Genomic DNA, 22,093 nt, shown 5'->3' on the forward strand with positions numbered 1-22,093 from the left:
CCAGCATTGATGTTGAATGATAAACCGCTTTCGCGAGCAGGCTCGCTCCCACAGGGTCCGGTTTCGACAGATAAATTTGTGTGATGGCTGAAAACACAAACCCCGGCGCATGGCCGGGGTTTGTGATGTTCCCTTACAACCTTAAACCAACGCTGCAACCGCTGCGTTGAAGGTTGCGCTCGGGCGCATGGCCTTGCTGATCAGCTCGGCATCGGCGTGGTAGTAACCGCCGATGTCCACTGGCTTGCCCTGTACGGCGTTGAGCTCGGCAACGATGGTTGCTTCGTTCTCGGTCAGGGTCTTGGCCAGGGTCGCAAACTGCGCTTGCAGTGCAGTGTCTTCGGTCTGGGCGGCCAGGGCTTGAGCCCAGTACAGCGCCAGGTAGAAGTGGCTGCCGCGGTTGTCGATGTTGCCGACTTTGCGCGATGGCGACTTGTTGTTGTCCAGGAACTGGCCAGTGGCCTGATCCAGGGTCTTGGCCAGAACCAGCGCCTTGGGGTTGTTGTAGGTCACGCCCAGGTGCTCAAGGGAAGCGGCCAGGGCCAGGAACTCGCCCAGGGAATCCCAGCGCAGGAAGTTTTCTTCCAGCAGTTGTTGCACGTGCTTCGGAGCCGAACCGCCGGCGCCGGTTTCGAACAGGCCGCCGCCATTCATCAGCGGAACGATCGACAGCATCTTGGCGCTGGTGCCCAGTTCCATGATCGGGAACAGGTCCGTCAGGTAGTCGCGCAATACGTTGCCGGTTACCGAGATGGTGTCTTTGCCTGCGCGAGTGCGTTGCAGGGTGAACTTCATCGCGTCGACAGGTGCCATGATCTGGATGTCCAGGCCGGCAGTGTCGTGATCCTTCAGGTAAGCCTGGACTTTCTCGATCACCACGCCGTCGTGGGCGCGCATCGGGTCCAGCCAGAAGATCGCTGGCGTGCTGCTTGCGCGGGCACGGTTGACGGCCAGCTTGACCCAGTCCTGGATCGGCGCGTCTTTGGTCTGGCACATGCGGAAGATGTCGCCGGCTTCAACCGACTGTTCCAGCAGCAGGGTGCCATTGGTGTCGGTCACGCGGACAACGCCGTTGGTCTTGATCTGGAAAGTCTTGTCGTGCGAGCCGTACTCTTCGGCTTTTTTCGCCATCAGGCCAACGTTCGGCACGCTGCCCATGGTGGTTGGATCGAACGCGCCATTGGCCTTGCAGTCTTCAATCACTGCCTGGTAGATGGTGGCGTAGCAGCGATCCGGGATCACCGCCTTGGTGTCGTGCAGCTGGCCGTCGGTGCCCCACATCTTGCCGGAGTCACGGATCATGGCTGGCATCGAGGCGTCGACGATGACGTCGCTCGGCACGTGCAGGTTGGTGATGCCTTTGTCGGAGTTGACCATGGCCAACGACGGACGAACGGCGTAGACCGCCTGGATGTCCGCTTCGATGGCGGCTTGCTGCTCGGCAGGCAAGGCCTTGATGCGCGAGTACAGGTCGCCGATGCCGTTGTTCAGGTTGAAGCCGATCTGCGCCAGCACGTCAGCGTGCTTGGCCAGGGCGTCTTTGTAGAACTCGGCAACGATCTGGCCGAACATGATCGGGTCGGAGACCTTCATCATGGTGGCTTTGAGGTGAACCGACAGCAGCACGCCTTGTGCCTTGGCGCTTTCGATTTCAGCGGCGATGAAAGCGCGCAGGGCGTTTTTGCTCATCACGGCGCAGTCGAGGATCTCGCCAGCCTGGACGCTGGTTTTTTCTTTCAGGACGGTGGTGGTGCCGTCTTGAGCGATCAGTTCGATCTTGACCGCGCCAGGGGCGTCGATCAGGGCAGCTTTTTCGCTACCGTAGAAATCACCGCTGCTCATGTGCGCGACGTGGGACTTGGAGTCTGCGGCCCAGGCGCCCATTTTGTGCGGGTGCTTGCGTGCGTAGTTCTTCACCGACAGTGGAGCGCGGCGGTCGGAGTTGCCTTCGCGCAGAACCGGGTTCACGGCGCTGCCCTTGACCTTGTCGTAGCGCGCCTTGGCTTCTTTGTCGGCGTCGCAGGTCACGGTTTCCGGATAGTCCGGCAGGGCGTAGCCCTGGGCTTGCAGCTCCTTGATCGCGGCTTGCAGTTGCGGAACCGAGGCGCTGATGTTCGGCAGCTTGATGATGTTGGCTTCAGGCGTAACGGCCAGCGCGCCCAGTTCGGCAAGGTGGTCGGCTACGGCTTTGTCGCCCAATTGCTCGGGGAAGCTGGCCAGGATGCGCCCTGCAAGAGAGATATCGCGGGTTTCAACGGCGATATCAGCCGAGGCGGTGAACGCCTCTACGATAGGCAACAGTGAATAGGTGGCGAGGGCGGGAGCTTCGTCGGTGAAGGTATAGATGATCTTCGAGCGGGTGGGCATATTCGGATTAACTCTCTCTTCTTTGCTAAAGCGTGCGCAGAAACTCGAGGGGCGCCGGGTAAGCGCGTTCGTTCAAAGTCATCCATGAGCCGAATATCGAGATTTCGTTGCTGTGATGTTGGGTGCATCAGTAGGGCGTCAAGCAGGCGGGCTGCGGTAGCAGGCCGTCTCATCGGGCGCAAACACTCGTCGTAGAGCTGTTCAGCCTGATGTGACCCTTTAGTCAGCGGCCGCATTATACATAGGTAGCTGGCAATCTGCCGATGGTTCATACACATCTGTTGTCGTCCATTGGTCTAAAGGTCGCAGGGACGAGCAGGGCGTATGGTCATTCTTCGTGCTTGAGATTGGCGTTTTTCCCTTTGCTTTCAGGCTTGTAGGTCGCGCGTTGAGCGGCTTTGCGGCAGATGAATGGAACATAGGGTTTGCGCGCCGATTTAACTGGGTTACGCTCGAACCAAGCCAGATGTTCAATCCAATCAATGGAGTTCAGCATGGGTTACAAGAAGATTCAGGTTCCAGCCGTCGGCGACAAAATCACCGTCAATGCAGACCATTCTCTCAATGTTCCTGATAATCCGATCATCCCGTTCATTGAAGGCGACGGCATTGGCGTTGACGTCAGCCCCGTCATGATCAAGGTTGTCGATGCTGCCGTGGAAAAGGCCTACGGGGGCAAGCGCAAGATTTCCTGGATGGAAGTCTATGCTGGCGAAAAGGCTACACAGGTCTACGACCAGGACACCTGGCTGCCCCAGGAAACCCTGGACGCCGTGAAAGACTACGTCGTTTCCATCAAGGGCCCGCTGACCACGCCGGTCGGTGGGGGTATCCGCTCCCTCAACGTTGCCCTGCGCCAGCAGCTGGACCTGTATGTGTGCCTGCGGCCAGTGGTGTGGTTCGAAGGTGTGCCAAGCCCGGTGAAAAAACCTGGCGACGTCGACATGGTGATCTTCCGCGAGAACTCCGAAGACATCTACGCCGGTATCGAGTGGAAGGCCGGCTCGCCCGAAGCCACCAAGGTCATCAAGTTCCTGAAAGAAGAAATGGGCGTCACCAAGATCCGTTTCGACCAGGACTGCGGCATCGGCATCAAGCCGGTGTCCAAGGAAGGCACCAAGCGCCTGGTGCGCAAGGCCCTGCAGTACGTGGTGGACAACGACCGCAAGTCGCTGACCATCGTGCACAAGGGCAACATCATGAAATTCACCGAAGGCGCCTTCAAGGACTGGGGCTATGAGGTGGCGAAGGAAGAATTCGGCGCCGAGCTGCTCGATGGCGGCCCGTGGATGAAATTCAAGAACCCGAAAACCGGCCGCGAAGTCGTGGTCAAGGACGCCATTGCCGACGCCATGCTCCAGCAGATCCTGCTGCGTCCAGCCGAATACGATGTGATTGCCACGCTGAACCTCAACGGTGACTACCTCTCCGACGCCCTGGCGGCGGAAGTGGGCGGTATCGGTATCGCGCCAGGCGCGAACCTGTCCGATACCGTGGCCATGTTCGAAGCCACCCACGGTACCGCGCCGAAATATGCCGGCAAGGACCAGGTCAACCCGGGTTCGGTGATCCTTTCGGCCGAAATGATGCTGCGTCACCTGGGCTGGACCGAGGCGGCGGACCTGATCATCAAGGGCACCAACGGTGCGATCAAGGCCAAGACCGTGACCTATGACTTCGAGCGCCTGATGGAAGGTGCGACGCTGGTTTCGTCTTCCGGGTTCGGTGAAGCGCTGATCAAGCACATGTAAGCAAACGACAGGCATACAAAAACCGCCCGATTCAATTGATTGAGTCGGGCGGTTTTTTATGACTGGATGACGGTGCGGCGTTAAACCGTCACGGTCTGTTGCGTGGCAGGGGTTGAGGTTTTCGAAGCATCTACAGGGTTGCCGATGTTCACGGCATGCAGACCTTTGGGTCCCTGGATGATTTCGAATACGACAGCCTGGCCGGCCTTCAGGGTTTTATAACCATCCATTTGGATAGCCGAGTAGTGAGCGAACAAGTCTTCTGTCTTGCCGTCCTCGTTGATGAAGCCGTAACCCTTGGCGTTGTTGAACCATTTCACCTTGCCGCTGACCTTGACACCTGACATACCAACTCCCTCTGCAACAGACTCCATCACTGGAGTATCATCCAGTACATCCGCAGTCACTTTTTAGGAAAAAAGTTGACTCCGCGGACCTTTTTTACCCACTGTGGGCTCTATTGGTTGTAACACCGTTTTGCCGATAGTCAAGGTGACCAGGCAGTCGGAGTTGAAATCGCCCAAGACCGCCCCCACCACTGTATTTGCACAACTGACGAACCTTTCTTTCCATGCATGCAATCAGCCAGATTCGACTAACATTCAATCAGGATCGCCCGACTCTCCAGAAAGATCGCCCGGAGGAACACGACGACGATTCCGCAGGCATTGCTGTTCAGGAGGCCAAGCCTGCGTTACAGGCGCCGCCGATGTACAAGGTGGTTTTGTTTAATGATGACTACACACCGATGGATTTCGTCGTCGAAGTGCTCGAGGTGTTTTTTAACCTGAATCGCGAGCTGGCGACCAAGGTCATGCTGGCCGTCCATACAGAAGGGCGGGCAGTATGTGGAGTGTTTACCCGCGACATCGCCGAGACAAAGGCCATGCAGGTCAACCAGTACGCCAGGGAAAGCCAGCATCCGCTACTCTGTGAAATCGAGAAGGACGGTTAATCGCCGACCACTTGGGTATGAGGTGAAGCTATGTTAAACCGCGAGCTCGAAGTCACCCTCAATCTTGCCTTCAAGGAGGCTCGTTCGAAGCGTCATGAATTCATGACCGTCGAACATCTCCTGCTGGCCCTATTGGACAATGAGGCTGCCGCCACCGTTTTGCGTGCGTGCGGCGCGAACCTCGACAAACTCAAGCATGACCTGCAGGAGTTCATCGACTCCACCACGCCATTGATCCCCGTGCATGACGAGGATCGTGAAACCCAGCCAACCCTGGGCTTCCAGCGTGTACTGCAACGTGCTGTGTTTCACGTACAGAGCTCGGGCAAACGCGAAGTGACTGGCGCCAACGTGCTGGTCGCGATCTTCAGTGAGCAAGAGAGTCAGGCAGTGTTCCTGCTGAAACAGCAGAGCGTTGCCCGTATCGATGTCGTCAACTACATCGCCCACGGTATCTCCAAGGTGCCAGGGCATGGCGATCACTCTGAGGGTGAGCAAGATATGCAGGACGACGAGGGCGGTGAGTCTTCATCTTCAGGCAATCCACTGGATGCTTATGCCAGCAACCTTAATGAACTCGCGCGCCAGGGTCGAATCGATCCATTGGTAGGCCGTGAGCTGGAAGTCGAGCGCGTCGCCCAGATCCTGGCGCGTCGTCGCAAGAACAATCCGTTGCTGGTGGGCGAGGCAGGCGTGGGTAAGACCGCGATTGCCGAAGGCCTGGCCAAGCGCATTGTCGACAACCAGGTGCCGGACCTGTTGGCCAACAGCGTAGTTTACTCCCTGGACCTGGGCGCATTGCTGGCCGGGACCAAATACCGCGGCGATTTCGAGAAGCGCTTCAAGGCGTTGCTCAATGAGCTGAAAAAACGTCCGCAGGCGATTCTGTTCATCGACGAAATCCACACCATCATCGGTGCGGGTGCTGCGTCCGGTGGCGTCATGGATGCCTCGAACCTGCTCAAGCCGCTGCTGTCGTCCGGTGATATCCGGTGCATCGGTTCGACCACGTTCCAGGAATTCCGCGGCATCTTCGAGAAGGATCGTGCACTGGCTCGGCGCTTCCAGAAGGTTGACGTGTCGGAGCCTTCGGTGGAAGACACCATCGGTATCCTGCGCGGCCTGAAAGGGCGTTTCGAGACCCATCACAATATCGAATACAGTGATGAGGCCCTGCGCGCCGCTGCCGAACTGGCTTCGCGCTACATCAATGACCGGCACATGCCGGACAAGGCCATCGACGTCATCGACGAGGCGGGTGCCTTCCAGCGCCTGCAGCCGGTGGAAAAACGGGTGAAACGCATCGAAGTGCCTCAAGTCGAGGACATCGTCGCGAAAATCGCGCGGATTCCACCAAAACACGTCACCAGTTCCGATAAAGAGCTGCTGCGTAACCTTGAGCGTGACCTGAAGCTGACGGTGTTTGGCCAGGATGCGGCGATCGATTCGCTGGCGACCGCGATCAAGCTGTCCCGTGCCGGCCTCAAGTCGCCTGACAAACCCGTCGGTTCGTTCCTGTTCGCAGGGCCTACCGGTGTCGGTAAAACCGAAGCGGCACGGCAGTTGGCCAAGGCGCTGGGGGTCGAACTGATTCGTTTCGACATGTCCGAGTACATGGAGCGCCACACCGTATCGCGCCTGATCGGTGCACCTCCAGGCTATGTCGGGTTCGATCAGGGCGGTCTGCTGACCGAAGCCATCACCAAGCAACCCCATTGCGTGTTGTTGCTCGATGAAATCGAGAAGGCGCATCCGGAAGTCTTCAACCTGCTGCTGCAGGTCATGGATCACGGAACGCTGACCGATAACAACGGGCGCAAGGCGGATTTCCGTAACGTGATCGTCATCATGACGACCAACGCCGGTGCCGAAACTGCAGCCCGCGCTTCGATCGGTTTCACCCATCAGGACCACTCGTCCGATGCGATGGAAGTGATCAAGAAGAGCTTCACGCCAGAGTTCCGCAACCGCCTGGACACCATCATCCAGTTTGGTCGCCTCAGTCATGAGGTTATCAAGAGCGTGGTGGACAAGTTCCTTACCGAACTTCAGGCGCAGCTGGAAGACAAGCGCGTACAGCTGGAAGTGACCGACGCTGCACGAGGCTGGCTGGCGGCAAGCGGCTACGACACGGCAATGGGTGCTCGCCCGATGGCGCGTTTGATCCAGGACAAGATCAAGCGTCCGCTGGCGGAAGAGATTCTGTTTGGCGAACTGGCCGACCATGGTGGCGTGGTTCATATCGATCTGAAGGACGGCGAGCTGACCTTCGACTTCGAGACCACGGCCGAAATGGCCTGACGTTCAGAAGCAAAAACAAAAAGGCGCCGAGAGGCGCCTTTTTGCTGTCTGCTGATGATGATCACGCTCTGCGTGGGAATGCAGCCCGGGACGCTCCGCGTCCCAAATCAAAAGCCGAACGCGGAGCGTCCGTTGAGGAATTCCCACGCAGAGCGTGGGAACGATCAGCATCCCAGGCAAACAAAAACGCCCGGCATAAGCCGGGCGTCTTGTATTGACCTGATTAGCGAGCGCGGTAAGTGATGCGCCCTTTGCTCAAGTCATAGGGCGTCAGCTCGACGCGCACTTTGTCACCGGTAAGAATACGAATGTAGTTCTTGCGCATCTTGCCGGAGATATGCGCGGTTACGACGTGCCCATTTTCCAACTCCACACGAAACATGGTGTTGGGCAGGGTGTCGACGACAGTGCCTTCCATTTCGAAGCTGTCTTCTTTCGACATGCAGTAAAGCCCTCGGTGTCCAATGAATGGCCCGGTGCAACTGCGCCAGGCAAAAGCGGCGTGCATTGTGCCCGAAAAATGGTGTTTAAGCCAAGGGGTTTAGGGCTTGCTCTAGTTCAGAACGACCCAGCGCTGGTTTATCAGCAGTTCGATGGGGCGATACTGGGTCTTGTAGCTCATTTTTTTGCAGTTCTTGATCCAGTAGCCCAGGTAAACTGCGTCCAGCCCCAGGCGCCGGGCTTCGGCGATTTGCCACAGTATCGCGTAGCGCCCCAGGCTGCGGCGCTCTTCGCCGGGCTCATAGAAGGTGTAGACCGCCGACAGACCGTTCGGCAGAAGGTCGGTGACGGCGATGGCCAGTAGACGACCCTGGAGGCGAAATTCGTAGAACCGCGAAAAAGGCAGGTCGCGAACCAGAAAGGTCGAGAACTGATCGCGGCTGGGCGGGTACATGTCGCCATCGGCATGGCGTTCTTCAATGTAGCGCTGATAAAGATCGAAATATTCTTCGCTGAAACCTGGCTTGGCGGGGCGGACCTGCAAGTCGGCGTTGCGTTTGAAAATGCGTTTTTGCTGACGATTGGGCGTGAATTGCCCTACCGGAATGCGTGCCGGTACGCACGCATTGCAATTCTGGCAATGGGGGCGATACAGGTGGTCGCCACTGCGCCGAAAACCCATCTCGGAAAGATCTGCATACACGTGCACATCCATGGGCTGGCTAGGGTCGAGAAACAGGGTGGTGGCCTGCTCCTCGGGCAGATAGCTGCAGGAGTGGGGTTGAGTGGCATAAAACTTCAAACGCGCCAACTCGGTCATGATCAACCCTCGGAAAGCTTTTGGATAAGTGTAAGCCACGCGGGCCAAAGTCGCTCAGCAAACCCAGGTTGCACGATTGGGCTGATCCAGATGCCGCGCCAGGTAATCGGCAAACACCCGGCGCGGAATCGCTCGCGCACCCAGGCTATGCAAATGATCGGTGGGCATCTGGCAATCGATGAGCACGAAACCCGAGTCTTTCAGATGTCGTACCAGTGTGGCAAAGCCAAATTTCGACGCGTTGTCGGCCAGGCTGAACATGGATTCGCCGAAAAACAGCTGGCCCATCGCCAGTCCATATAGCCCGCCCACCAGTTGATCCTGGTCCCAGACCTCCACCGAGTGCGCATGGCCGCGTTTGTGCAGTTCGATGTAGGCGTCCTGCATGGCTTCGGTGATCCAGGTGCCGTCCGCATATTCCCGGGGGGCGGCGCAGGCGCGTATGACCGCGGCAAAATCCTGGTCGAAGGTCACTTGGTAGCGTTGTTGGCGCAGCAGTTTGTTCAGGCTGCGGGACACGTGCAGTTCATCGGGAAACAGCACGGTGCGAGGGTCCGGCGACCACCAGAGGATCGGCTGGCCTTCGGAAAACCAGGGGAAGCAGCCATGGCGGTAGGCCTGGATCAGTCGATCGGCGGACAGGTCGCCACCGGCCGCCAGCAATCCATTGGGATCGCGCATGGCCTTTTCCAGGGCCGGGAACGTCAGGGTGTTGCGTTGTAACCAGGTCAGCATGGCATCAGGGCTTACAGAAGGGGAGGGCGATGGCGGGCGTAAGCCCGCCGTGAAGTTTGCCGTCAAACAGTGGGAATGTCGTCGAGGTATTTTTCTGCGTCCAGGGCGGCCATGCAGCCGGCGCCCGCAGAGGTGACGGCCTGGCGATAGACGTGATCGGCGACGTCACCCGCGGCAAACACCCCTTCGATGGCGGTTGCCGTCGCATTGCCTTCGCTGCCACCGTTGACCAGCAGATAGCCGTCACGCATTTCCAGCTGGCCGGCGAACAGGTCGGTATTGGGCTTGTGGCCGATGGCGATGAACACGCCGGTCAGGGGCAGCTCAGTGATTGCGCCGGTATGACTGTCGCGCAGGCGCGCACCGGTCACGCCGCTGGCGTCGCCCAGCACTTCGTCCAGATTCTGGTTCCAGTGCAGGCGAATATTGCCCTTGGCGGCTTTTTCAAAGAGTTTGTCCTGAAGAATTTTTTCCGAGCGCAACTTGTCGCGACGGTGAATCAGATGGACTTCCCGGGCAATGTTCGACAGATAAAGCGCTTCTTCAACGGCGGTATTACCGCCGCCCACCACCGCGACCACCTGGTTGCGATAGAAGAAGCCGTCGCAGGTGGCGCAGGCTGAAACCCCTTTGCCGGCAAATGTCTCTTCCGAAGGCAAGCCCAGATACTGGGCCGAGGCTCCCGTGGCGATAATCAGTGCGTCGCAGGTATAAGTGCCGCTGTCACCGATAAGTTCGAAGGGGCGCTGCTGCAACTTGGCGGTATGGATGTGGTCGTAAACGATCTCGGTGGCAAAGCGCTCGGCGTGTTTTTGCATGCGCTCCATCAAGACCGGGCCAGTCAGGCCTTCGACATCGCCTGGCCAGTTATCGACTTCCACGGTGGTAGTGAGCTGGCCACCTGCCTGTATGCCGGTAATCACAACGGGCTTGAGGTTGGCGCGAGCGGCATACACGGCTGCGCTGTAACCCGCGGGGCCGGATCCCAGGATGATCAGGCGGGAATGCTTCGCTACGCTCATAAAAACACCTCATAAGCCTTTGTCACAAAAGAGAATGCGTGCTCAAATTGAGTCGCACGTAATGTGCTGTTGACTATGCTACACCCAAGAGTTGCCAGCATGGCATCGGACGTACAAACCCGTACAATGCCTGGCTATAACAGTGTTTGTAACAAAATCGGCATCGCATTTCGTGTTTATGAAAACCGATGCGCAGTGTTAAAAGTAGTCCCGGTTACGCCTGTTAACTTTTTTACCTGCCTGGATTGGGCAGTTTTATAGTCATTCAACAGATGGACGCGCCGTTGGCGCAGGAAAAACAGGTTTTGAAGAAATCCACCGCAGCACCCAAAACAGTTGTTCCACTCTGGCGTCAGCACCTGCACTACCGCCTCAAGGAAGGTGCATTGATCGCCATCGGTGCGTTGTGCCTGTTCCTGATGATGGCCTTGCTGACCTATGGCAAGGACGATCCGGGCTGGAGCCACAACAGCAAGATCGAGGACGTTCAAAACTTCGGCGGCCCGGCGGGTTCCTACAGCGCCGATATCCTGTTCATGGTGCTGGGTTACTTTGCCTATATCTTCCCGTTATTGCTGGCGATCAAGGCCTATCAGATCTTCCGCCAACGCCACGAGCCATGGGAGTGGAGCGGCTGGCTGTTCTCCTGGCGCCTGATCGGCCTGGTGTTCCTGGTGCTGTCCGGTGCCGCGCTGGCGCATATTCATTTCCATGCCGCGACCGGTCTGCCGGCTGGCGCTGGGGGAGCGCTGGGCGAGAGCCTTGGCGACCTGGCGAAGAACGCGCTGAACATCCAGGGCAGCACGCTGCTGTTCATCGCCTTGTTCCTGTTCGGTCTCACGGTATTCACCGACCTGTCATGGTTCAAGGTGATGGACGTTACCGGCAAGATCACCCTCGACCTGTTCGAGCTGTTCCAGGGTGCCGCCAATCGCTGGTGGGCAGCCCGTACCGAGCGCAAGCAACTGGTGGCGCAGCTGCGTGAAGTCGATGAGCGCGTGCACGACGTGGTCGCGCCAACCGTCACCGACAAGCGCGAACAGGCCAAGGTCAAGGAACGCCTGATCGAGCGCGAGCAGGCCCTGAGCAAGCACATGTCCGAGCGCGAGAAGCAGGTGCCACCGGTGATTGCCCCAGCGCCACCCAAGCCGCCAGCGCCGAGCAAGCGCGTGGAAAAAGAAAAGCAGGCGCCGTTGTTCGTCGACAGCGCCGTGGAGGGCACTTTGCCGCCGATCTCGATTCTCGACCCGGCGGAAAAGAAGCAACTCAATTACTCGCCCGAGTCCCTGGCGGCCGTCGGCCACCTGCTGGAAATCAAGCTCAAGGAATTCGGCGTCGAAGTCAACGTGGATTCGATCCACCCGGGTCCGGTGATTACCCGTTACGAGATCCAGCCAGCGGCCGGGGTCAAGGTCAGCCGTATCTCCAACCTGGCGAAAGACCTGGCGCGTTCCCTGGCCGTGACCAGCGTGCGTGTGGTGGAAGTGATTCCGGGCAAGACCACGGTCGGTATCGAGATTCCCAACGAAGACCGGCAGATCGTGCGCTTCTCTGAAGTGCTGTCGACCCCCGAGTACGACAACTTCAAGTCCCCGGTCACCCTGGCCCTGGGCCATGACATCGGCGGCAAGCCGGTGATCACCGACCTGGCGAAGATGCCGCACCTGTTGGTGGCCGGTACGACCGGTTCCGGTAAGTCGGTGGGGGTGAACGCGATGATCCTGTCGATCCTGTTCAAGTCCGGCCCGGAAGACGCCAAGCTGATCATGATCGACCCGAAAATGCTCGAACTGTCGATCTATGAAGGCATTCCGCACCTGCTGTGCCCGGTGGTCACCGACATGAAGGACGCCGCCAACGCCTTGCGCTGGAGCGTCGCCGAGATGGAGCGGCGCTACAAGCTGATGGCGAAGATGGGCGTGCGTAACCTGTCCGGCTTCAACGCCAAGGTCAAGGAGGCGCAGGACGCCGGCGAGCCATTGAGCGACCCGTTGTACAAGCGCGAAAGCATCCACGACGAAGCGCCGCTGTTGCAGAAACTGCCGACCATCGTCGTGGTGGTCGACGAATTCGCCGACATGATGATGATTGTCGGCAAGAAGGTCGAAGAACTGATCGCGCGTATCGCCCAAAAGGCGCGGGCGGCAGGTATCCACTTGATCCTTGCGACCCAGCGTCCTTCGGTGGACGTGATCACCGGCCTGATCAAGGCCAACATCCCCACGCGCATGGCGTTCCAGGTGTCGAGCAAGATCGACTCGCGGACCATCATCGACCAGGGCGGCGCCGAGCAATTGCTGGGTCACGGTGACATGTTGTACATGCCACCGGGTACCAGCCTGCCGATCCGGGTTCACGGTGCGTTCGTTTCCGACGATGAGGTTCACCGCGTGGTCGAGGCCTGGAAACTGCGCGGCGCGCCGGAATACAACGACGACATCCTCAACGGTGTCGAAGAGGCCGGCAGCGGCTTTGAAGGCAGCAGCGGTGGCGGCGACGGCGATGATCCCGAGGCCGACGCGCTGTATGACGAAGCAGTGCAGTTCGTCCTGGAAAGCCGTCGCGCGTCCATCTCCGCGGTACAGCGTAAGCTGAAGATCGGCTACAACCGCGCCGCGCGCATGATCGAAGCCATGGAAATGGCCGGGGTCGTGACGTCCATGAACACCAACGGTTCGCGTGAAGTCCTGGCCCCTGGCCCGGTACGCGACTGACCCGATACTGAAAAGGGGTGGCGCCCCAAGGCGCTGCCCGCACTCCCACGAATGTTATGAGGACTCCCATGCGTCTGATCCGCATGCTGTTGCTGCCGGTACTGGCTTTGAGCACGCTCTCGGCCCACGCCGATGACAAGGACGTGGCACGCCTGACCCAATTGCTGGAAAAATCCCAGACCCTGACCGCGCGCTTCTCCCAACTGACCCTGGATGGCACCGGTACCCAATTGCAGGAAACTGCCGGCGAGATGTCGCTGCAGCGCCCTGGCCTGTTCTATTGGCACACCAATGCGCCTGCCGAGCAGACCATGGTCTCCGACGGTAAAAAGGTCACCCTGTGGGACCCGGACCTGGAACAGGCCACCATCAAGAATCTCGATCAACGCCTGACCCAGACGCCAGCGCTGCTGCTGTCCGGTGACGTGTCGAAGATCAGCCAGAGCTTCGATATCAGCGCCAAGGAAGCCGGTGGCGTGATCGACTTCACCTTGAAGCCCAAGACCAAGGACACCTTGTTCGACAGCCTGCGCCTGTCGTTCCGCAATGGCCTGGTCAATGACATGCAACTGATCGACAGTGTCGGCCAGCGCACCAATATCCTGTTCACCGGGGTGAAGGCTAACGAGCCGATCCCGGCATCGAAGTTCAAGTTCGACATTCCCAAGGGTGCCGATGTAATCCAGGAATAAAACGCGAAACCCCTGTAGGAGCGAGCATGCTCGCGATGAACTCAAGGACACCGTTGGGTGTCAGGTTGCCAGCGTTATCGTTGACGACCATCGCGAGCATGCTCGCTCCTACAGTGGGGACGGTGTTCAATTGAGGTTTCGGAAATAGTGATGGACCTGTTTCGCAGCACCCCGATCGCCCAACCCTTGGCCGCCCGTTTGCGCGCGACCAACCTGGACGAGTACGTCGGTCAGGAACACGTGCTCGCTCGCGGCAAGCCCTTGCGCGAAGCGTTGGAGCAGGGTGCCCTGCATTCGATGATTTTCTGGGGACCGCCAGGCGTAGGCAAGACCACCCTGGCGCGTTTGCTCGCGGAAGTATCGGAGGCGCATTTCGAAACGGTGTCGGCAGTGCTCGCCGGCGTGAAGGAAATTCGCCAGGCGGTGGAAATCGCCAAGCAGCAGGCCGCGCAGTACGGCCGACGCACGATCCTGTTCGTCGACGAAGTGCACCGATTCAACAAGTCCCAGCAGGATGCGTTCCTGCCATATGTCGAAGACGGCACCCTGATTTTTATCGGCGCGACCACGGAAAACCCCTCGTTCGAACTCAACAACGCCTTGCTGTCGCGCGCACGAGTCTATGTGCTCAAGAGCCTCGACGAAGCCGCCTTGCGCAAACTGGTGCACCGCGCGCTGACCGAAGAGCGTGGCCTGGGCAAGCGCAACCTGACCCTCAGCGATGAGGGCTTCCAGATGCTGTTGTCGGCCGCCGATGGCGATGGCCGGCGCTTGCTCAATCTGCTGGAAAACGCCTCGGACCTGGCCGAAGACAACAGCGAGATCGGCATCGATCTGCTGCAAAGCCTGCTCGGTGATACCCGCCGGCGCTTCGACAAGGGTGGCGAAGCGTTCTACGACCAGATCTCCGCGCTGCACAAATCCGTGCGTGGTTCCAACCCCGACGGCGCGTTGTACTGGTTCGCGCGCATGATCGATGGCGGTTGCGATCCGTTGTACCTGGCCCGGCGCGTGGTGCGCATGGCCAGCGAAGATATCGGCAATGCCGACCCGCGTGCGCTTAGCCTGTGCCTGGCGGCGTGGGAAGTGCAGGAGCGCCTCGGTAGCCCCGAAGGCGAGCTGGCGGTCGCGCAGGCCATTACTTATCTGGCGTGCGCGCCGAAAAGCAACGCGGTGTACATGGGCTTCAAGACCGCGCTACGTGCCGCCGCCGAGCATGGCTCGCTGGAAGTGCCGCTGCACCTGCGCAATGCGCCGACCAAGCTGATGAAGCAGCTCGGTTATGGCGACGAATACCGTTATGCCCACGACGAACCTGATGCCTACGCCGCCGGAGAAGACTATTTCCCGGAAGAACTTGACCCGATCCCGTTTTACCAGCCAGTGCCCCGTGGCCTGGAGCTGAAGATTGGCGAAAAGCTCAATCACCTGGCGAAACTAGACCGATTAAGCCCCCGGCAGCGGAGAAAATAGTGCTCCCCTTGATCCTTGCGGTTTCCGCCGGCGGTGTAGCCGGCACCTTGTTACGCTTTGCCACGGGCAACTGGATCAACGCTAATTGGCCGCGGCACTTCTATACCGCGACGCTGGCCGTTAATATCGTCGGCTGTTTGCTGATCGGCGTTTTATACGGTCTGTTTTTGCTACGCCCGGAGGTGCCCATCGAGGTGCGTGCCGGGTTGATCATCGGCTTCCTCGGGGGGCTGACGACTTTTTCATCCTTTTCACTGGATACGGTGCGCCTGCTGGAAAGCGGGCAGGTGCCGCTAGCCCTGGGCTATGCTGCCATCAGCGTATTCGGCGGGCTGCTCGCCACCTGGGCTGGCCTGTCCTTGACCAAACTTTGATAACGAGAGACCGACATGCTCGATTCCAAACTGTTACGTAGCAACCTTCAGGACGTAGCGGACCGCCTGGCATCCCGTGGCTTTACCCTGGATGTCGCGCGCATCGAAGCGCTGGAAGAACAGCGCAAGACCGTCCAGACCCGCACCGAAGCACTGCAGGCTGAACGTAACGCGCGCTCCAAATCCATCGGTCAAGCCAAGCAGCGCGGCGAAGACATCGCCCCGTTGATGGCAGACGTCGAGCGCATGGCGGGCGAGTTGAGTGCCGGTAAAACCGAGCTGGACTCGATCCAGACCGAGCTGGACTCGATCGTGCTCGGCATTCCCAACTTGCCACACGAATCGGTGCCGATTGGCGACGACGAAGACGGCAACGTCGAAGTGCGCCGATGGGGCACGCCGACCGCGTTCGATTTCCCGGTACAGGACCACGTCGCCCTGGGCGAAAAATTTGGCTGGCTCGACTTCGAGACCGCTGCCAAGCTGTCCGGCGCTCGTTTCGCCCTGCTGCGCGGCCCGATCGCGCGCCTGCACCGCGCCCTGGCGCAGTTCATGATCAACCTGCACGTTACCGAGCACGGCTACGAAGAGGCCTACACGCCTTATCTGGTCCAGGCTCCGGCGCTGCAGGGCACTGGTCAACTGCCGAAGTTCGAAGAAGATCTGTTCAAGATCGCGCGCGAAGGCGAAGCCGACCTGTACCTGATCCCGACCGCCGAAGTGTCGCTGACCAACATTGTCGCCGGCGAAATCGTCGATTCGAAACTGCTGCCGATCAAGTTCGTTGCCCACACGCCGTGCTTCCGCAGTGAAGCCGGTGCGTCGGGTCGCGATACCCGCGGCATGATCCGCCAGCATCAGTTCGACAAGGTCGAGATGGTCCAGATCGTCGAACCGTCGACTTCGATGGAAGCGCTCGAGGGCCTGACCGCCAACGCCGAGAAAGTCCTGCAACTGCTGGAATTGCCTTACCGCACCATCGCGCTGTGCACCGGCGACATGGGCTTCAGCGCGGTCAAGACCTACGACCTGGAAGTGTGGATTCCGAGCCAGGACAAATATCGTGAAATCTCGTCGTGCTCCAACTGCGGCGATTTCCAGGCCCGTCGTATGCAAGCGCGTTTCCGTAACCCGGAAACCGGCAAGCCGGAACTGGTACACACCCTGAACGGTTCCGGCCTGGCGGTCGGTCGTACCCTGGTAGCGGTGCTGGAAAACTACCAGCAGGCCGACGGTTCGATCCGTGTGCCTGAGGTGCTCAAGCCTTACATGGGTGGCCTTGAGGTCATCGGCTAAATGAACTATCTGCCGCTGTTCCATAACCTTCGCGGCAGTCGTGTGTTGGTCGTCGGCGGGGGGGAAATTGCCTTGCGCAAATCCCGCCTGCTGGCCGATGCCGGTGCGCTGCTGCGGGTGGTCGCACCTGAAATCGAAACCCAGCTGCGCGAGCTGGTCAGCGCCAGCGCCGGCGAGTGCCTGACGCGCGGTTACCTCGAGTCGGACCTGGACGGTTGCGCGCTGATCATTGCAGCCACCGACGACGAAACGCTCAATGCACAGGTGTCTGCCGATGCCCATCGGCGTTGCGTGCCGGTCAATGTGGTGGACGCGCCGGCCTTGTGCAGCGTGATCTTCCCGGCCATTGTCGACCGTTCGCCGCTGATCATTGCCGTGTCCAGTGGTGGCGACGCGCCGGTGCTGGCGCGATTGATCCGCGCCAAGATCGAAACCTGGATTCCTTCGACCTATGGTCAACTGGCTGGTCTGGCGGCACGTTTCCGTCACCAGGTGAAAAAACTGTTCCCGGACGTGCAGCAACGTCGTGCGTTCTGGGAAGACGTGTTCCAGGGTCCGATTGCCGACCGGCAACTGGCCGGGCAGGGCGGGGAAGCCGAGCGATTGCTGCAGGCGAAGATTGCTGGAGAGGCGCCGGTAGCCACCGGTGAGGTGTATCTGGTGGGCGCCGGTCCCGGTGATCCGGACCTGCTGACGTTCCGCGCCTTGCGCCTGATGCAGCAAGCCGACGTGGTGTTGTACGACCGCTTGGTGGCACCAGCGATTATCGAGTTGTGCCGTCGTGATGCCGAGCGCGTGTATGTCGGCAAACGCCGCGCCGATCACGCCGTGCCGCAGGACCAGATCAACCAGCAACTGGTCGACCTGGCGAAGCAAGGCAAGCGTGTGGTGCGGTTGAAGGGCGGCGATCCGTTCATCTTCGGGCGTGGCGGTGAAGAGATCGAAGAATTGGCGGCCCATGGCATCCCGTTCCAGGTCGTACCGGGCATCACGGCGGCCAGCGGTTGTGCTGCTTATGCCGGGATTCCGCTGACCCACCGCGATTACGCGCAGTCGGTGCGGTTCATCACCGGTCACCTGAAGGACGGCTCCACCGATCTACCGTGGGCCGACCTGGTCGCGCCGGCGCAGACCCTGGTGTTCTACATGGGGCTGGTGGGCTTGCCGATCATCTGCGAGCAGTTGATCAAGCATGGTCGCGGTGCGGATACCCCGGCGGCGTTGATCCAGCAGGGCACTACGGTCAATCAGCGGGTGTTTACCGGCACTCTGGCGGACCTGCCACGGCTGGTGGCGGAGCATGAAGTGCATGCGCCGACGCTGGTGATCGTGGGAGAAGTGGTGCAACTGCGCGAGAAACTGGCGTGGTTTGAAGGGGCTCAATCACAAGTCTGAATCTCTGCAACCGATCGTTCCCACGCTCTGCGTGGGAACGCCGCCAGGGACGCTCTGCGTTCCGCTTCTAACGCTGTGACGCGGAGCGTCACGGGATGCATTCCCACGCGGAGCATGGGAACGATCAGCCTTCAGGCCCTGCGCCAAACCCCTTTCCCGCTCAGCCGCTCCCGATCATGGGCCGTGGTGAAATCCTGCTGCGGCCCTTTCGGCACGATCCCCGTCGGGTTGATGGTCTTGTGACTGCCGTAGTAGTGGTTTTTGATGTGTTCGAAATCCACCGTCTCGGCAATCCCTGGCCACTGGTAAATCTCCCGCAGCCAATTCGACAGGTTCGGATAGTCGGCAATGCGTCGCAGGTTGCACTTGAAGTGACCGTAATAGACCGCGTCGAATCGAATCAGCGTAGTGAACAGGCGGATGTCCGCTTCAGTCAGGTACTCGCCGGTCAGGTAGCGATTGGCACTTAACAGCTGCTCCAGGCGATCCAGTTCTGCGAACAGTTCATCGAAGGCCTCCTCATAGGCGGTTTGCGAGGTAGCAAACCCGGCGCGGTATACGCCGTTGTTCACGGCCGGATAGATTCGCTCGTTCAGCGCGTCGATCTCGCCGCGCAGCGGTGCCGGATAGAAATCCAGGTCATTGCCGGTCAGTTCATCGAAGGCGCCATTGAACATGCGGATGATTTCCGCCGATTCATTGTTGACGATGCGTTTCTGTTGTTTGTCCCAAAGCACCGGCACCGTGACGCGGCCGGTGTAGTCGGCGGTGTCGGCGGTGTAGCGCTGGTGCATGAAGTCAAAGTGATCGAGTTTGTCGCCGGTGGAGCCGTGGGACTTGTCGAACGTCCAACCGTTCTCCAGCATCAGGTAGCTGACCACCGACACGTCGATGAGGCTTTCCAGGCCCTTGAGTTTGCGTAGGATCAGCGTGCGATGGGCCCAGGGACAGGCGAGCGACACGTAGAGGTGATAGCGCCCAGGCGTAGCGGCGAAACCACCGACACCACTGGGGCCCGGTTGGCCGTCAGCGGTGACCCAGTTGCGACGCTGCGCCTGTTCACGCTGGAACGTACCGTCCTTGCTTTCGTACCATTTGTCCTGCCAGCGACCTTCAACTAACAAACCCATTTACGAGACTCCTCAACCGATAAGCGTTGGAGAGGAGTCTATGCTGATAGGTTCGATAAAATAGCGCAAAGTTTGCCGGGTTATGATCGACTAAATCGATTTATCCCGCGCGTCCCAGAATTTCTGGGCGGTCTCGAACGCCTGCTCGCGGCTATGGCCGAGGCCGCGCAGCGCCAGGGCCATGGTCGAGATCAGGGCCATTTGCGGGTAGCTGTCCACCACTTCGCCGCGCCATACCGCCTTGAGGTGCGCCGGTTCCAGGCTGGCGGGTTTGACGTGGCGCTGGCTCGACAGTTGCGGCCACTCCTCATCCCAGCTCTCGCCGCCGGTGGTGCCGTACAAGTGGCTGTCGGCGTCGGGGTTGATCTCGATCTCGCCGCCATCGCCCTTGACCACGATCGCAGTGTCGCCGAGCAAGCCGCTGGCATCGCGATGCACTGCCTGATAGCCGGGGTGGAAGATGCTTTGCAGGCCGCAACGGGCGCCCAACGGATTGAGAATGCGCGCCAGGGAGTGGATCGGCGAGCGCAGGCCGAGGGTGTTGCGCAGGTCGATCATGCGCTGCAGTTGCGGCGCCCAATCCACCAACGGCATGAAGGCCAGGCCGCCGTTGTCCAGCGCTGTGCCGACCTGCTGCCAGTCGCGGCACAACGGGATGTTCAGTTCATCGAGCAGTTGTTCGCTGTAGAGTCGACCGGCGGTGTGCGCGCCGCCACCGTGCATGAACACCCGCACACCGTTCTGCGCCAGGCACTTGGCGGCCAGCAGGTACCACGGCAGATGACGCTTCTTGCCGGCATAGGTCGGCCAGTCGAGGTCGACCGCCAGTGCCGGCGCTTGCAAGCGCTCGCGCAGGGCCTCGGTAAAACCGGCCATTTCCTGCGCGCTTTCTTCCTTGTGGCGCAACAGCATCAGGAACGCGCCGAGCTGGGTGTCCTCGACTTGGTCGTCAAGCACCATGCCCATGGCGGCGCGGGCTTCTTCACGCGTCAGGTCACGGGCACCACGCTTGCCTTTGCCGAGGATGCGCACGAATTGGGCGAACGGGTGCTCGGCGGGCGTTTCGAGGGTCAACGCTGGGTAGTCGGTCATAAGCAATTCGTCGGTTTGGGCAGGCCCGCCAGTTTCGCGGCGAGTTTGGCAGGGGTGCCTTTGAACAGTCGGTTCAGGTGCAGGCTGTTGCCTTTGTCCGGGCCGAGTTTCAATGCGGTGTACTTGATCAGCGGCCGGGTCGCCGGCGACAGCTGGAATTCGGCGTAGAAGCTGCGCAACAGTTCGAGGATTTCCCAGTGCTCGGGGCTCAACTCGATGTCTTCGGCGGCGGCCAGGGCACTGGCGACGTCTGCCGACCAGTCACTGAGCTCCAGCAGAAAACCGTCCTTGTCCAGCTCGATGGCGCGCGCGCCGACCGTCAATACATTCATAACCAGCTGTTGACCTTGGCGTGGTGGATCGACAGTTCGACGAAGGCCGGATAATCGACAGCCGTAGCCCAACCCGGAACTTCGATAGCCCGGGCCTGGGCATCTTCGGCCAGCACGTAGAGGGCCAGGCCGCGCGCACTCAGCGCCGTGAAAGGGGCGCTGCCCGGCTGCAGGGCATAGGCGGCGTCACCGCACAGCAGCAATGCGTCGTTGGCGCCGATTATGCGCAGGCAGCTGTTCAGGCGGTCGTCGCCGAACGGGGAATGAGACAACACATGCAAAGTCGACATCAGAGGGTGATCACCTGGTCGTAATGGTCAATGAGTGCGGTGATTTCGTGGGCGGCCAACACGCGGGCTTCCTCCAGTGCCAGGGCACCTGGGTCCAGGCCACGTTCGGCAGCGCTGTCGGCACAGACAAACAGTTCTTCGACGCCGAACATCGGCAGCGCCTGCAGGTTGGCGCTCAGGTCTTTCTGTTGCAGGGCCTTGGCGTGCTGATGAGGGGCGAGCTGGAACACGCCGTCGTCGAGAAACAGCAGGCCGATCGGCAGATCGAAGGCGCCTCCCGCCAGCACGATGTCCAGCGCTTCGCGTGCGCCTGGACCGGACCAGGGCGACTGGCGGCTGATGATCAGCAAGGACTTGGCCATTTCACGCACCTCCGAAGCAGATCAGGCGGTCGGCATCCTGCACGGCGTCATGCAACTGCCCCAGCCCGGACAATTCCCACGGCGCGCCGACGGCGACAGCCTCGCGCTGATAGCGCCTGGCTTCCTCCTCGTTCAACACGCCACGGCGCAAGGCGGCGGCGATGCACACCACGCCATCGAGTTGGTTTTCGCTGACGAAGGTGCGCCATTGCCGGGGCACATCCAGCTCGTCCTGGGGTGTGACCACGCTGCCGGACGCGTTGTAAACGCCATCCTGGTAGAAAAACAGCCGGACAATCTCATGCCCGCCGGCAAGCAGCGCCTGGGCGAACAGCAAGGCGCGGCGCGAAGAGGGCGCATGGGCGGCGGAAAATACGGCGATGGCGAACTTCATGGCGGACTCGATCAGCGAAACTGCGGCCATGATAAAGCTTTATCGGCGCAGGGGCTAAATCGATGTTACCGGTGTGGGCCCCTTCGCGAGCAGGCTCGCTTGTATGGTAGGACTTGAAGGGAGGAGGAGGGACAAGGCTCGATTCTGACTGTTGACG

Annotated in this window: 22 protein-coding genes; 9 read left to right on the plus strand and 13 right to left on the minus strand. The window is 60.0% G+C overall.

Going from position 1 to position 22,093, the window contains the following annotated elements:
- Positions 1 to 141: 141 nt before the first annotated feature.
- The gene (locus tag AC1Q8Q_RS26045; protein ID WP_020799532.1) at positions 142 to 2,367 is read right to left on the minus strand and encodes an NADP-dependent isocitrate dehydrogenase; all 2,226 of its coding nucleotides are present in this window, start codon (positions 2,365 to 2,367) and stop codon (positions 142 to 144) included.
- Positions 2,368 to 2,695: 328 nt separating this feature from the next.
- Positions 2,696 to 2,863 carry a hypothetical protein gene (locus AC1Q8Q_RS26050; protein ID WP_020799531.1) on the minus strand — a complete coding sequence of 56 codons (168 nt, stop codon included), beginning with the start codon at positions 2,861 to 2,863 and terminating at the stop codon, positions 2,696 to 2,698.
- Here AC1Q8Q_RS26050 and icd point away from each other — a divergent pair.
- Positions 2,862 to 4,118: an NADP-dependent isocitrate dehydrogenase gene (gene icd, locus AC1Q8Q_RS26055; RefSeq protein WP_007951441.1), complete on the plus strand. Its 1,257-nt coding sequence runs from the start codon at positions 2,862 to 2,864 to the stop codon at positions 4,116 to 4,118. The genes AC1Q8Q_RS26050 and icd overlap by 2 nt on opposite strands.
- Positions 4,119 to 4,198: 80 nt before the next feature.
- Here the strand turns inward: icd and cspD are convergent, their stop codons facing one another.
- Positions 4,199 to 4,465 (minus strand): cold shock domain-containing protein CspD, encoded by a 267-nt coding sequence (gene cspD, locus AC1Q8Q_RS26060; RefSeq protein WP_020799530.1) that lies wholly within the window; start codon positions 4,463 to 4,465, stop codon positions 4,199 to 4,201.
- A 224-nt stretch (positions 4,466 to 4,689) separates the two neighbouring features.
- Between cspD and clpS the strand changes: the two genes are divergently transcribed.
- Both clpS and clpA read left to right on the plus strand, forming a co-directional pair.
- Positions 4,690 to 5,073, plus strand: coding sequence for an ATP-dependent Clp protease adapter ClpS (gene clpS, locus AC1Q8Q_RS26065; RefSeq protein WP_020799529.1), 384 nt, complete (start codon positions 4,690 to 4,692; stop codon positions 5,071 to 5,073).
- 30 nt (positions 5,074 to 5,103) lie between these two features.
- Entirely contained in the window at positions 5,104 to 7,374 is a 2,271-nt protein-coding gene (gene clpA / locus AC1Q8Q_RS26070) for an ATP-dependent Clp protease ATP-binding subunit ClpA (RefSeq protein WP_020799528.1), read from the plus strand.
- Between the two features lie 223 nt (positions 7,375 to 7,597).
- Here the strand turns inward: clpA and infA are convergent, their stop codons facing one another.
- From infA to trxB, 4 genes are all read right to left on the minus strand, one after another.
- On the minus strand, positions 7,598 to 7,816 hold the full coding sequence (infA, locus tag AC1Q8Q_RS26075; protein WP_002553999.1) for a translation initiation factor IF-1: 219 nt from the start codon (positions 7,814 to 7,816) through the stop codon (positions 7,598 to 7,600).
- A 111-nt stretch (positions 7,817 to 7,927) separates the two neighbouring features.
- Positions 7,928 to 8,635 (minus strand): arginyltransferase, encoded by a 708-nt coding sequence (locus AC1Q8Q_RS26080; RefSeq protein ID WP_020799527.1) that lies wholly within the window; start codon positions 8,633 to 8,635, stop codon positions 7,928 to 7,930.
- A gap of 54 nt (positions 8,636 to 8,689) precedes the next feature.
- The gene (gene aat / locus AC1Q8Q_RS26085; RefSeq protein WP_020799526.1) at positions 8,690 to 9,370 is read right to left on the minus strand and encodes a leucyl/phenylalanyl-tRNA--protein transferase; all 681 of its coding nucleotides are present in this window, start codon (positions 9,368 to 9,370) and stop codon (positions 8,690 to 8,692) included.
- 62 nt (positions 9,371 to 9,432) lie between these two features.
- Positions 9,433 to 10,392: a thioredoxin-disulfide reductase gene (gene trxB / locus AC1Q8Q_RS26090; RefSeq protein WP_020799525.1), complete on the minus strand. Its 960-nt coding sequence runs from the start codon at positions 10,390 to 10,392 to the stop codon at positions 9,433 to 9,435.
- A 272-nt stretch (positions 10,393 to 10,664) separates the two neighbouring features.
- Here trxB and AC1Q8Q_RS26095 point away from each other — a divergent pair, with 272 nt between their 5' ends.
- The 6 genes from AC1Q8Q_RS26095 to cysG all read left to right on the plus strand — a co-directional run bounded on the left by AC1Q8Q_RS26095 (position 10,665) and on the right by cysG (position 18,336).
- Complete coding sequence (locus AC1Q8Q_RS26095) at positions 10,665 to 13,106, plus strand: DNA translocase FtsK (protein ID WP_020799524.1); 2,442 nt, start codon at positions 10,665 to 10,667, stop codon at positions 13,104 to 13,106.
- Between the two features lie 68 nt (positions 13,107 to 13,174).
- Complete coding sequence (gene lolA, locus AC1Q8Q_RS26100; RefSeq protein ID WP_008062032.1) at positions 13,175 to 13,798, plus strand: outer membrane lipoprotein periplasmic chaperone LolA; 624 nt, start codon at positions 13,175 to 13,177, stop codon at positions 13,796 to 13,798.
- 150 nt (positions 13,799 to 13,948) lie between these two features.
- Positions 13,949 to 15,271, plus strand: coding sequence for a replication-associated recombination protein A (locus AC1Q8Q_RS26105; protein WP_020799522.1), 1,323 nt, complete (start codon positions 13,949 to 13,951; stop codon positions 15,269 to 15,271).
- Positions 15,271 to 15,645 carry a fluoride efflux transporter CrcB gene (crcB, locus tag AC1Q8Q_RS26110; protein ID WP_020799521.1) on the plus strand — a complete coding sequence of 125 codons (375 nt, stop codon included), beginning with the start codon at positions 15,271 to 15,273 and terminating at the stop codon, positions 15,643 to 15,645. The genes AC1Q8Q_RS26105 and crcB overlap by 1 nt, the downstream gene beginning before the upstream one ends.
- A gap of 15 nt (positions 15,646 to 15,660) precedes the next feature.
- Positions 15,661 to 16,941, plus strand: coding sequence for a serine--tRNA ligase (gene serS / locus AC1Q8Q_RS26115; RefSeq protein WP_083349381.1), 1,281 nt, complete (start codon positions 15,661 to 15,663; stop codon positions 16,939 to 16,941).
- The gene (cysG, locus tag AC1Q8Q_RS26120) at positions 16,942 to 18,336 is read left to right on the plus strand and encodes a siroheme synthase CysG (protein ID WP_492615704.1); all 1,395 of its coding nucleotides are present in this window, start codon (positions 16,942 to 16,944) and stop codon (positions 18,334 to 18,336) included.
- Between the two features lie 131 nt (positions 18,337 to 18,467).
- Here the strand turns inward: cysG and AC1Q8Q_RS26125 are convergent, their stop codons facing one another.
- The 6 genes from AC1Q8Q_RS26125 to tusD form a co-directional block, all read right to left on the minus strand.
- Positions 18,468 to 19,466, minus strand: a complete 999-nt coding sequence (locus AC1Q8Q_RS26125; RefSeq protein WP_492615705.1) for a glutathione S-transferase family protein — start codon at positions 19,464 to 19,466, stop codon at positions 18,468 to 18,470.
- A 90-nt stretch (positions 19,467 to 19,556) separates the two neighbouring features.
- Positions 19,557 to 20,558, minus strand: a complete 1,002-nt coding sequence (locus AC1Q8Q_RS26130) for a glycosyl transferase family protein (RefSeq protein ID WP_492615706.1) — start codon at positions 20,556 to 20,558, stop codon at positions 19,557 to 19,559.
- Positions 20,555 to 20,890: a TusE/DsrC/DsvC family sulfur relay protein gene (locus AC1Q8Q_RS26135; protein WP_008062047.1), complete on the minus strand. Its 336-nt coding sequence runs from the start codon at positions 20,888 to 20,890 to the stop codon at positions 20,555 to 20,557. The genes AC1Q8Q_RS26130 and AC1Q8Q_RS26135 overlap by 4 nt, the downstream gene beginning before the upstream one ends.
- Complete coding sequence (gene tusB, locus AC1Q8Q_RS26140; protein ID WP_020799593.1) at positions 20,887 to 21,180, minus strand: sulfurtransferase complex subunit TusB; 294 nt, start codon at positions 21,178 to 21,180, stop codon at positions 20,887 to 20,889. The genes AC1Q8Q_RS26135 and tusB overlap by 4 nt, the downstream gene beginning before the upstream one ends.
- Complete coding sequence (gene tusC / locus AC1Q8Q_RS26145; RefSeq protein ID WP_020799592.1) at positions 21,180 to 21,542, minus strand: sulfurtransferase complex subunit TusC; 363 nt, start codon at positions 21,540 to 21,542, stop codon at positions 21,180 to 21,182. Before tusC ends, tusB begins: the two co-directional genes overlap by 1 nt.
- A 1-nt stretch (position 21,543) precedes the next feature.
- Positions 21,544 to 21,936 (minus strand): sulfurtransferase complex subunit TusD, encoded by a 393-nt coding sequence (gene tusD / locus AC1Q8Q_RS26150; RefSeq protein ID WP_033042497.1) that lies wholly within the window; start codon positions 21,934 to 21,936, stop codon positions 21,544 to 21,546.
- Positions 21,937 to 22,093 lie beyond the last annotated feature (157 nt).

This window comes from Pseudomonas sp. GW823-FHT06B06 (assembly GCF_058795195.1).